The 9,946-nt window shown below is 61.6% G+C and carries 17 protein-coding genes; 5 read left to right on the top strand and 12 right to left on the bottom strand.

Annotated features, from left to right (window positions below; genetic code table 11):
- Window positions 1-379 (top strand): LysM peptidoglycan-binding domain-containing protein (locus AHiyo1_RS22980; RefSeq protein WP_172465727.1); only part of this gene is annotated, 379 nt, incomplete at its 5' end.
- A gap of 61 nt (window positions 380-440) precedes the next feature.
- On the opposite strand, the gene AHiyo1_RS22975 is transcribed toward AHiyo1_RS22980, so the two are convergent.
- The 3 genes from AHiyo1_RS22975 to AHiyo1_RS22965 all read right to left on the bottom strand — a co-directional run bounded on the left by AHiyo1_RS22975 (window position 441) and on the right by AHiyo1_RS22965 (window position 1,790).
- Window positions 441-806 (bottom strand): hypothetical protein, encoded by a 366-nt coding sequence (locus tag AHiyo1_RS22975; protein ID WP_059390145.1) that lies wholly within the window; start codon window positions 804-806, stop codon window positions 441-443.
- Window positions 803-1,054, bottom strand: coding sequence for a hypothetical protein (locus AHiyo1_RS22970; protein WP_059390144.1), 252 nt, complete (start codon window positions 1,052-1,054; stop codon window positions 803-805). The genes AHiyo1_RS22975 and AHiyo1_RS22970 overlap by 4 nt, the downstream gene beginning before the upstream one ends.
- A 226-nt stretch (window positions 1,055-1,280) precedes the next feature.
- On the bottom strand, window positions 1,281-1,790 hold the full coding sequence (locus tag AHiyo1_RS22965) for a hypothetical protein (protein WP_059390143.1): 510 nt from the start codon (window positions 1,788-1,790) through the stop codon (window positions 1,281-1,283).
- Window positions 1,791-2,018: 228 nt separating this feature from the next.
- On the opposite strand from AHiyo1_RS22965, the gene AHiyo1_RS22960 reads away from it, so the two are divergent.
- The 4 genes from AHiyo1_RS22960 to AHiyo1_RS22940 all read left to right on the top strand — a co-directional run bounded on the left by AHiyo1_RS22960 (window position 2,019) and on the right by AHiyo1_RS22940 (window position 4,979).
- Window positions 2,019-2,477 carry a helix-turn-helix domain-containing protein gene (locus AHiyo1_RS22960; RefSeq protein WP_059390142.1) on the top strand — a complete coding sequence of 153 codons (459 nt, stop codon included), beginning with the start codon at window positions 2,019-2,021 and terminating at the stop codon, window positions 2,475-2,477.
- A 247-nt stretch (window positions 2,478-2,724) separates the two neighbouring features.
- Window positions 2,725-3,381, top strand: coding sequence for an alpha/beta hydrolase fold domain-containing protein (locus AHiyo1_RS22950; RefSeq protein ID WP_059390140.1), 657 nt, complete (start codon window positions 2,725-2,727; stop codon window positions 3,379-3,381).
- A 138-nt stretch (window positions 3,382-3,519) separates the two neighbouring features.
- On the top strand, window positions 3,520-3,885 hold the full coding sequence (locus AHiyo1_RS22945; RefSeq protein WP_148667736.1) for an ImmA/IrrE family metallo-endopeptidase: 366 nt from the start codon (window positions 3,520-3,522) through the stop codon (window positions 3,883-3,885).
- Between the two features lie 8 nt (window positions 3,886-3,893).
- Window positions 3,894-4,979, top strand: coding sequence for a hypothetical protein (locus tag AHiyo1_RS22940; RefSeq protein ID WP_059390138.1), 1,086 nt, complete (start codon window positions 3,894-3,896; stop codon window positions 4,977-4,979).
- A 5-nt stretch (window positions 4,980-4,984) separates the two neighbouring features.
- Here AHiyo1_RS22940 and AHiyo1_RS22935 read toward each other — a convergent pair whose 3' ends face one another.
- The 9 genes from AHiyo1_RS22935 to AHiyo1_RS22905 form a co-directional block, all read right to left on the bottom strand.
- Window positions 4,985-5,332 carry a hypothetical protein gene (locus AHiyo1_RS22935; RefSeq protein ID WP_059390137.1) on the bottom strand — a complete coding sequence of 116 codons (348 nt, stop codon included), beginning with the start codon at window positions 5,330-5,332 and terminating at the stop codon, window positions 4,985-4,987.
- Window positions 5,333-5,379: 47 nt separating this feature from the next.
- Entirely contained in the window at window positions 5,380-5,958 is a 579-nt protein-coding gene (locus tag AHiyo1_RS22930) for a DUF3846 domain-containing protein (RefSeq protein WP_059390136.1), read from the bottom strand.
- Between the two features lie 194 nt (window positions 5,959-6,152).
- The gene (locus AHiyo1_RS22925; protein ID WP_253257571.1) at window positions 6,153-7,412 is read right to left on the bottom strand and encodes a DEAD/DEAH box helicase; all 1,260 of its coding nucleotides are present in this window, start codon (window positions 7,410-7,412) and stop codon (window positions 6,153-6,155) included.
- Window positions 7,316-7,903 (bottom strand): hypothetical protein, encoded by a 588-nt coding sequence (locus tag AHiyo1_RS27645; RefSeq protein WP_253257572.1) that lies wholly within the window; start codon window positions 7,901-7,903, stop codon window positions 7,316-7,318. The genes AHiyo1_RS22925 and AHiyo1_RS27645 overlap by 97 nt, the downstream gene beginning before the upstream one ends.
- Window positions 7,904-8,142: 239 nt before the next feature.
- Window positions 8,143-8,289, bottom strand: a complete 147-nt coding sequence (locus AHiyo1_RS25180; protein ID WP_172465725.1) for a hypothetical protein — start codon at window positions 8,287-8,289, stop codon at window positions 8,143-8,145.
- 125 nt (window positions 8,290-8,414) lie between these two features.
- The gene (locus tag AHiyo1_RS22920) at window positions 8,415-8,804 is read right to left on the bottom strand and encodes a dATP/dGTP diphosphohydrolase domain-containing protein (RefSeq protein ID WP_059390135.1); all 390 of its coding nucleotides are present in this window, start codon (window positions 8,802-8,804) and stop codon (window positions 8,415-8,417) included.
- Entirely contained in the window at window positions 8,801-9,169 is a 369-nt protein-coding gene (locus AHiyo1_RS22915; RefSeq protein ID WP_059390134.1) for a glutaredoxin family protein, read from the bottom strand. Before AHiyo1_RS22915 ends, AHiyo1_RS22920 begins: the two co-directional genes overlap by 4 nt.
- 49 nt (window positions 9,170-9,218) lie before the next feature.
- Window positions 9,219-9,542 (bottom strand): VRR-NUC domain-containing protein, encoded by a 324-nt coding sequence (locus tag AHiyo1_RS22910; RefSeq protein ID WP_059390133.1) that lies wholly within the window; start codon window positions 9,540-9,542, stop codon window positions 9,219-9,221.
- Window positions 9,535-9,753 carry a hypothetical protein gene (locus AHiyo1_RS22905; RefSeq protein ID WP_059390132.1) on the bottom strand — a complete coding sequence of 73 codons (219 nt, stop codon included), beginning with the start codon at window positions 9,751-9,753 and terminating at the stop codon, window positions 9,535-9,537. The genes AHiyo1_RS22910 and AHiyo1_RS22905 overlap by 8 nt, the downstream gene beginning before the upstream one ends.
- Window positions 9,754-9,946 lie beyond the last annotated feature (193 nt).

Below are 9,946 nucleotides of genomic sequence, written 5' to 3'. Positions count from 1 at the left end.
TCAGGCGCTCGGAAAGGACCGGGCGGGAATCGCCGCCCCGGCGGCCGAGACGCACACGAAGGATCCGGTTCAGGACGGCACAGTCACCGTCACGCTGCCCGATGTGAATCACAACGGCATCCCGGACGCCTTTGAGAACGGCGCGGTGACGGGAATCGATCCCGTGACGGGCAAGCCGATGCCTGTGAAGCCGACGGAGACGACCACTCCCCCGCCGCACAAGCCGAAGCCCGAGGTCTACCTGATCAAGGTCGACGACACGCTGACCGCGATCTCGGCCGAGACGGGTGTCCCGATCGACAAGCTGGTCGTGGCGAACGGCATCGAAAACCCGAACCTGATCTACGCCGGGGCATCACTGCTGATTCCGCCGGCGTGACGTCGCTGACGGCAGCTGCGCAACAAGACCCCCGACAGCATGTCGGGGGTCTTGTTGCGTTCTAGGCCGTAACCGGAGAGGCCGCGAGTCGATCGCGAAGCTCGCCCAGGCGCGCGATCTCCACGTGCATTTCGGCGATGTCATCGGGGGCGTAGTCCTGGGGGTACTCGAGCTTGTACTCGGAGAGCAACTCGATCTTGGCGTCGATCAGATCGATTGCCGATTCACGGTCGAGCAGTCTCGCGACTGCGGTGAGCTGTCCGTGGATGGCGTCTGCGAACTCGCGCAGGCCCTGTTCATAGTCGATGTCGGGGCCGAGCGCCCAGGCGAAAGCCTGCAGCGCCGACTCATCGTCGTGGCGGTCGATCGCATGAGCGTCGACGATCACTTCGGCTGCCAGTTCCGGGATCGAGGTTTCTGTCGTCATCGACCAGCTCCACCTGGCTCCAGTGAAAACTCGAGCGCGAGGGCAGCGACCTCGTCATGCGTCTTGGGCATGCCGGTATACAGGTCTTCACCGGAGGCGACGACCCTGCCGTTCTGGTTGACGCGGTACGCCCAGTTCCCCTGGTAACGGTGGCCGATGGTGCCGCCGCCAACCTTGTAGATGTGGACGAGATGGGCGTTGATCAGATGGGTGGACTCGGTGAGCGCCGGATCGAAGGTGCTGGCCATTGAAGCCTCTTTCGGTTGTTCGAACGTCTGCTCGTGGCGCTGGGGAATCCGGGTCTTGCCCGGATTCGGAACACGTCACATCTCTTCCCCCGGGACCGACGTGAGTCGGTCCCCCGCTCTTGCATCACCCGTGCTCACACGGTCTCCACGAAAACAAGAACGCCCCGCTGGGCTTGGATCCTTGCGGGGCGTTCTGGTCAGCGAACAGCAGGTGACGAGGTTGAGTTCAGGCTGCGTCGGCGTTGCCGGAGTCACTCGGTCCGAAGAGGAAGCCTCGGGCCTCCCCTCGATTCATCAGATCCGGCAGGTGCGCCAGCAGCACAGCGCGCTGCGTGGTGCGGCGGTCGGCGATGAGATCGTAGGCGCGCAGTGCCTGCATGTTGATGACCCAGCCGTACTCACGGTTGACCGTTGCTTCGAGGTCGGATCCAGGCGTGACGGCCATGTTGGTGAAGTCGTGGTCGAACTCGGGTGCGATATCGAGGTGCTGACCCGGCTCGTCGATGTAGAGCGTGTCGCCGCGCAGCTGTCGGCCAGCGGCGTCGAACGCGGTGAGGTAGACCCGATCGGCGCGGCTGGTGTTGTCGACGTGCACAGCAGCGATGGCCACATCGGTGAGGAAGCTCGTCAACTCGAGGCGCTCGATCACGCGGGCGCGGATCTCGTGGCACCACATGATTCGGCGGGCATCGTTGAAGCCCTTGAACTCATCTGCAATCGAGTCGCTGTTGACCATCTACTCAATCCAATCCTTATTAGGTTTGAGCCCAGATCATCAACCGGACCCAATCGTTCCTACAGACGCAATGGTGATCAGCGTAGCATCTACAGACGCACAAGCAAGTCGGTCGGTTTGTTTTGGTGCGTCCCTAGACGCGCGCGACTCACACTCGCGATACCATAGAGGTGCTAATGCAACTCACACCGGAGAGGCCGGTGTGAGTTGACTCCACGAGGAACACCTATGAATCCAGAGATTGATCCCGGCCAGCACCGACCAGATGAGCTGCCGCACCTCGCTGAGCGGCTAGATCAGCTGTTCAGGACGGTACCGAAGAGTGTGGAAGACCGTACTTTTCATACTTCACAGTCAGTTGCTGAGGCACTTCAGGCGCAAGGGATTGTGGTAACGGCCAACCACATCAGAGCATTGCGGTCTGGTCGTCGTCGGAATCCGTCGTTCGTGCTCCTGGCAGGGTTGGCGGAGTTGTTCCATGTCCCGCTCTCCTACTTCGCAGATGACACCGCTGCGACAGAGATTCAGGAATCGCTCGAAATCATTACCGCGATGCGTGACGCCGGGGTCAAGAGGCTCCTGACTCGGGCTCATGGGGTGTCACAAGAGGGCCTGGGTTCCGTGCTGGCCGTGCTTGATCAGATTCGCAAGATCGAGGGAATCGACAAAGACAAGAAAGAGCAGTAGATCGTGACTTCAGGGAAGATGAGTGTCCTGGGCAAGCTGATGCCCTCGATCATGCGCTGGCGGAAAGCGAACAAGAACTACCTGACGCGAGAGGCTGTCCGTCTTCACCTGGATCATCTGGCCCTTCATCCGCGATCCGTCAGCGCCCCCAAGCGGCATCGACCTGGAGTCCGCGTGTCCGCGGCCATGGTTGACGGTTGGCGTGTCTTTACTATCTCTCCCGTGAAGTCCGTCGCGGGGCACGATCATGTATCTCCACGGCGGAGGGTGGATTCACGAGGCGTCTTCGTATCATTGGAAGCTGATCGAACAGCTGGCGGAAGAGACGTTCTCTACTGTGATCATGCCGGTGTATCCATTGGCACATGAGGGTGGGACAGCGGCAGAAGTTGTTCCATTTGTCACAAAGCTGTCACAAAAGTACCCGGGTCCTCTGACGTTGATGGGTGATTCCGCTGGCGGCTCTATCGCCATGTCAGCGAGCCTTTTGCTGAGGAACGAGGGCTCTCCAGCGGCGCTCACGGTGTTGATCTCTCCGGCACTTGACTTGCGGATGACCAACCCTGAGATCGATACTGTTCAAACTTTGGATCCATGGCTTGTGAAGCGTGGCCAGTTGGAGTTGGTTGAGATGTGGGCCGGAGACGATGTCGACGACGCGGTTCTCAATCCATTCCTCGGAGAGCTATGGGGGCTCTCCAAGCTTCTGGTCTTCAGTGGCACTCGGGACATCCTCAATCCGGACACACGGCTCTTTGTTGAGCAGGCCCGGAGCGCAGGTGTGGACGTTGAGTACCACGAGAAGGCCGGCCACATTCACGTCTACCCGCTCCTGCCGATCCCCGAGGGTAAGCAGGCACGGCGGCAGATTGTTCAGGCGATCCTAGGAATACCTGCCCCATAAACAGACAGTTCGGGATTGATGCGGAACATTTGGGAACCCCACCTTCGATCGGCACTGAAAGCTGCCGAGGAGCTACTTCCGGCAAGCGGTGAAGTAGCAGACCTTTTGGAGGCTCTTTCCCAGAGCCGCGGGAGGCCGTTGACACTTCTGACCGAAGATCTGGGCTCAGCCCGGTCCGGGTTGTTGATCTCGACTGAAGCCGCAGACTACATCGTGGTGTCCTCTTCGACGTCGCCGGAGAGAACGGCCGCGATTGTCTGCCATGAAGTGGCTCATGCTCTGCTGGGCCATGCGCACACCGCAGATCTTGCGGATTCCCTCATGGATTCGGGGCTCGTGACCGGACTTGACGAGGATCTGGTGCGGTCGGTTGTCGCTGCTCGGGACACTTATGAAGAAGGGCCCGAAGCGGACGCCGAATTGCTGGGAACGCACCTCTCGTTCCTTCTGAGAGAGCGCGTTCTCCGAGGCGGTCATACGTTCTTTGATGAGCGCTGGCAGTAAGAGTTCTGGTGATGGTCGACAAAGTCAACTGGATCTTCATCGCTCTGGCCGGCGTGTCACTTTTTCTTGCCGTCGAAAGGACAGTTCGCCTCAAGGATCAGCGAGAGACAGTGAATCATCAGGCGATGAGTGTCGCGCTGTTGACTTTGGGGGTCGCTGCTACGGCCTATGGGACTATGACGCTGACTGCGTCGTTTTTCAACTTCGGGTTAGCGATGTGGCACGGTCTGCTGGGTATTCTCATCGGGGCCCTCGAGGTGATCGTCTTGACTCTGCGCTTTGAACAGATTCCACAAGTGACCTTGAGGCGCGCTCAGGTACGGTCAGGTCTGGTCACTCTGGTCTTGTTTGCAACGTGGCCATTGGGATTCGCCTGGGCTCCTCCGATCAACGATCTGACCAAGATCGACCCGCTCAATCCGGCGGTGGCGCTCCACATCGCTGTTTTTCACCTCTACATCATTTGGGGTCTGCTTCAGCTGCTGAGCTTGTCCTTTTCACGAGTGCCGCGTGAGTTCGGCCGCCGCCCCATCAGTGCAGTCGCGCTGGTGATGGTTGGCCTTGGGTGCGCAGGGTTCATCTGGGTGAACGTTGTGCTCGGTGGTTCCGTCTTGATCGGGGTTCACCAAGACGTCGCCAGCATTCGTGCTCCAACAGGCATATTTCTCAGTTTGTGTGTTGGTGGGGCGGCACTGCTGGGTTTTGGCGAACGAGCTTGGGCTGCCATTGTCGCGAGGTATCGACTCTGGCAACTCGGCAGGTTGTGGGAAGTTTCAGTTCATCTGTCATCTTCCGAACTCCGGCTCCGGATGCAACTGCCAGCCTCAGCGCGCACGCAACGGGCCTATATTGAGATTTCCGATGCCCTTTCCACTCTGCGGGTCGATACGGAACGCCAGTTGTCCGTCAAGGAAGTGGCTGCGCTCCTGATCCGTAGTGAGACCACAGAAGATCGATTTGCTCCAACCATCTCCCAGGCGTTGCCGCCAAGATCCACGCGGCTTGAAGATCTTCACATGATCCACGCCTTGGCGAAGGAATGTCGCAAAGGGAAGCAGCGATCCTTCTCTTCTTCGCTTCATGGGGGTAGTTGAACTCTTTATGCTGCGTGAAGCTCGAAGCTTCCATCTTCCGTGAGCGAGCAGATCAGAGCACGGGCTGCGTCGGTCTGGCGCTGGTAGGTTCCGGAAAGCGAGTCGAGGAAGGCGATGAACCCCTGCTGGTCAAGCCCTTTCGGCAGCTGATCTGCATTGATCCGAAGTGCCTGTGCAGCCCGGTCGTGGTCGGAGGATCTGAGCAACCGGGAGTAGCCGTAGTCACGGCCTGCGGCGTCTAGGCCCGCGGTATAGCGGTCCCAGGCGAGGACGAAGGTGTCGACTTCACCGTCCCACTCCCAATGAGTGCGCTGACGGAGGCCCTGGGAACGAACGAATTCCGGGCAATCCATTCAGGGGTCTTCATGGCTGTGGTGCCTTTCTGGATCGTGTGCATGGCTCAGTCGCCCCACTCGAAGGTCTGCCCCACCAGGTGCGCGGGGCCAGAAAGCACAGTGGCGGTGAGGAGCGAGCCAAGGGAGCTGTCAGCACCGTGGCCGTCCCCGGTGTGCTCAAAGACCTCGTCCTGCCACCAATCCTCGAGTTTCTGTGCGGAGTCGCCCGCGGGAGGAGTAAGCCAGACCTCGGTGGTAGATTCGTGGCCGTCGCTGTAGGTGTTCTCGATCCAAACGCGGGCGAACGGGCCGAGCAGCTGATCCACGTGGTCGAGCTGGGCATCAGAGAGACCGAGAGTGGAGCCCTGGTCGTCAGCGCCACCGGTGAGCACGGCGGGACCGACGAGGATGTCGGCCGGGCCGTATGCCTCGAGGTAGAGCCGCTGGGAGCGAGGGTTGTACTGCAGGCCGGTGAGCTTTCCTTCCTCGTTCAGCCAGCTGGTGACACCATGCTGAAGGTCGATGCACTCGACATAACCCTCTACGAGGGCCTGCAGCTGTGCGAGGGATTCGCTCTCGGGGATCTCGACGATGCGGAGCGGCTGTTCGGTGTCAACGGGGATGAGCAGTGCACGAATGGTCATGGATCAGCCCTCCAGGCTCAGGTCGGTTTCGTGATGGAACGGGTGAGGCGGGCGATGGCACGCCGGCGCACGGCTGGCTATTTGTTCTGGTGCACCGCCCGAATCGGCTTTGCCGATTCCCTATTGGTGGGAGAGCAATGGCTGGGCGGCGGCGGGACTGCGGAAGTGCAGCCCCGCCGCCGTCCGCGTGAGGATCACAGCCGTGTGGTCGTCCAGAGGTCGTTGAGGTCATCTCGGATCTCGTCCATCAAGGCGAGTTCGAGGCCCTTCTCGACGTCGACGGCCCGGATGAGTCGGTCCTGGGTGAGCTCCTTGGTCTGGAGCACCACCGGCATCCGCTCGTCCTGCGTGCCCTTGGTGATCAGCTGGTAGATGCGCACCGGCTTGGTCTGGCCAGTCCGGAAGAGCCGGCCGTTCGTCTGCAGGTAGTGCTTCAGCGAGAACGGCATCGTGTACCAGATCATGGTGGAGCCGCCGTGCTGCAGGTTCAGCCCTGCGCCAGCAGAGGCAGGGTGGATCAGCATCACCTGGATCTGCTTGTTGCTCCAGCGCTGCTTCATCTCACGTGAACCGTCGAAGATCTCCGCCTTGATGCCGGCCCTGTTGAGCTTGAGCATCAGCTGCTCGCGATCCGACTTGAAGTGGTACGCGACCAGCATGGGGTCTCCCCCGTTGTTGCGGATCAGGTACTCGGCCATCTGGATCTTCTCGTCGTGGAGGATCTCGTACTGGCCCTTGGTCGACGGATCGTCCGGGTCGGCGGTGTAGAGAGTGCCCGAAGCGAACTGCATGAGCTTGCTGGTGAGCACAGCCTGGTTCTCGGCGATCACCGTCTTGATGAGCTGCGCGTCGGGATCCTGGAGGAAGTCCTGGATCATGCCGGCCTTGAACTTCTCGTAGGCGTCCGACAGCGCAGTGCCCGTGAGCGTCGCGAGATGGTCCCGGATCACCTGCGCCTCGGGCTGCGGCGAATGCTGCACCCACTGGTCGTAAGCCCGCTCAGCCTTGCGCTGCGCAGCTTCGTTGACGACGTCGATGACCAGCTCCCGCTTGAACGCCTTGTAGGCGTCCATCAGGTGTGCGGGCAGCTTGACGTGAACGTTCTCGATCGTGAGCGGAGGCAGAACCACGGCCGTGTTCTGCGCGCTCATCACCAGGTGCGAGATCGCCTGGTGGATCTGTTGTTCGGCCCCGGGGTTCGGGTCCCATCCGACCGGGACGGTCTGACCGGGGATCATCTTCGGCGTGAACCACCGCCGTCGGAATTCTGTGATCGTCGCGCCGAGCGCCTGGCCCTGATCGAGCAGATAGATCTGGCTCCACAGGTCCTCGAGACCGTTCGGTGCAGGCGTGCCCGTCAGTTCAATGAACCTGGTGATCGCCGGGCGGACCACGCGCAGGGCTTTGAAGCGATTGGACGAGTGTGACTTGAACTCCTGGGACTCGTCGACAATGACGGTCTGGAACGGCCAGATGATGGTGTCGCGCAGCGTTCCATCAGGACCCTGAGCTTCTGCACGGGCATCTGGTCGACGAGCCCGGTCTGGCAGGCGGTGCACACGCGGTCCTTCAGCCCGTCGCCGTGGCAGACTTTGCAGCGCTTGTCCGGGGAACGGCTGATCAGATCCTGGTTGATGAAGTACATCGTCGGCGGGTCAACGAACACCTGCTTGATGCGCTCGAGCCGCTGCTTCTTCGAGAGCTTGCGGTCCCGCTCGTCGACGATCAGCGAACGGGTGCGGATGTTGAAGCCGCGCTCCTCGATCTCGTCGAGCCAGGTGGACCGTGCGATCGCGACGGGCGCGATGACCAGGATGTGGCCGATGGGACGGATGCACTGGAGAGCGGAGAGAGCAGTGATCGTCTTGCCGGCTCCGACGCCGAGCCATACGCCGGAGGCCGGGCGGCTTGCGATGAAGTCGACGGCCTGCTGCTGGTGCGGCATCAGTGAGAAGGCGGACGGAGACGGACCTGCCGTTGGGGGCGCTGGGGCTGGAGACGCAGCCGGCGGAGGGCCCGGCGGCGTGGGAGGTGCCCCGGCGGTGGTGAGGATGGTCATGAGCGGTGCGAGCAACGCAGCAAGGCTGCGCCGCCCTCTCCTTTCGGGATGATCGGGTGCGCAGCGGCAGCGTCGTTATGGTGTCGTGCGCCTGAAGGCGCAGACGTGGTGACAGAGTCGCTGTGTCAGCCCACCATCAGCCACAAGCCGACGCCGATGACGACGACTGCGGCGAGCATGATGGCAACGATCGCTGGGGTGGAGAGGTCCTTCTTCTGCTGCTCTTCAGGCGTTGAGCTGCTCTGTGCGGATTTTTTCTTGGGCCAGGACATGTCGGTTGTGCTCCTTCGGTTGTGGGTACAGCAGGTCCAGCACTGTCAGACGCTGAGGGTCTCCTTGAGCAGCGAAATCTTGGCTTCGGCGTCCATGGGTCTTGGTCAGTCCGCGACTCATGAGATCAGGTCCGAGTCCTGGGGACCTGCGCGATCTTGTAGGCCGTGGTCTCAGCCGCCAGGAGGTTGAAGAAAACAGCGGCAGCATGGTCCTCGTCGGCCTCGCCAGCGAACCATTGCATGAAGTGGCGAAACGCGCTGGCCTTCATGCGCTCGAGTTCTTCCAACGAGTCTGCCTTCTCCCAGTTGCGCTCTGCATATTTCCGCGCGCCTCTCTCCATGAGGGCCGCGCAGCGCGTGAGCAGCTGCTGGTCGAACGGCACATTCTCCGGGACGAGGAGGTCGAAGCGCGGGCGTCCGGTGCCTGGTTCGCGATTCATGCCCGAGGCATAGGTGTCCCGCTTGCCGGAGTCCTTGGTCTCGAACTGCGGCAGGGCTGTCTCTACGATGGTCATGCCGACACCGGCACAGCTTCGTCGGCGGTCTCGGCCTCAGCTGCTGCCCTGATGTTCGCGACCAGGCTCTTCGTGGCCATGAGCATGTCCATGCGATGGCCGCCCCAGTGCACCGTGTGAGGGTTGGCCCCACTCGTGAAGGTCAGGACGATCACCGGAGCGGCGGTGTAGCCGAGCTCTTCGGTGATGTAGCGATGATCCTTGTCGCCGGGCTCGATGGTGATCTTCGTGTACGCAATCTTGTTGCGGTCGAACAGACCCATGGCCTTTTCGCAGTTCGGGCACTGTTCGGGACCATAGATCGTGATCTCGGGCTCGGCATGCGCCGTACGCGGGATGTCGAGCATGGTGGTCGGGGGTGTCATCTCGTGCTTCTTTCTGTTGTCTTTTCTGGGAGCCGCGGTGGTGGTTCTGCTACGCCGACTGCTTGGTCTGTGCTGCGTTCGACGCTCCGGAGAGGTACTGCATGAGGTGTTCGACGGCCGTGTAGCTGTTGACGACGTAGACCTCGGCTCCGAAGCGACGCATCTTGGCGTGGGTCGCGCGTTGCCGCGGGTCCGGCTCTTCGCCAGGACGCTTTACCTCGACGAAGACGGTGCCGTGCGTGCCGGAGGTGACCACGATCCGGTCAGGGATGCCGCCGCGCGCCGGCGAGATGAACTTCAGGCAGAGGAAGCCATGTGCACGGCACTGCGTGAGCAGGTGGCGCTCGATGGGGTTCTCGCGGATCTCAGCCATCGGAAAGACCCCGCGGTTCGAGAGCTGCGGCGAGTTCGGTTACGAACCGCTCAAGCTCTGGGTCGGCCGGATCGAACAGCGCGTCGAGGATCCGTTCATCGGCAATGCCGTGGTGCTGGAGCCAGATGACGCGTTCGAGCCGGTTCATGGCAGTGATCGAGGTGTCAGCCGGAGCGGCGATGACATCGCAGGCACGGGTGTGTTTAGTCATCTGCCGGCTCCTTTACCTGGGCCTGGTGATCACTCATCGTCGGATCCGGCGGGTGCGGCGACGGTGCTCGTGGCATCTTCGTCGTCGGCTGCCTCTTCGGCCTGGTCGTCGTCGTCGGCGTCACCCTGCAGGGCATTGGGGTCGACGGCGATCCAGCGTCGCGCGATTACCGAAGAGGGGGTGTCCGGGTTCT

It is taken from the genome of Arthrobacter sp. Hiyo1, from assembly GCF_001263615.2.
Lineage (GTDB): Bacteria > Actinomycetota > Actinomycetes > Actinomycetales > Micrococcaceae > Arthrobacter.
The sequence above is the reverse complement of the archived record's forward strand: the minus strand, read 5'-3'. Positions and strand labels throughout refer to the sequence as shown.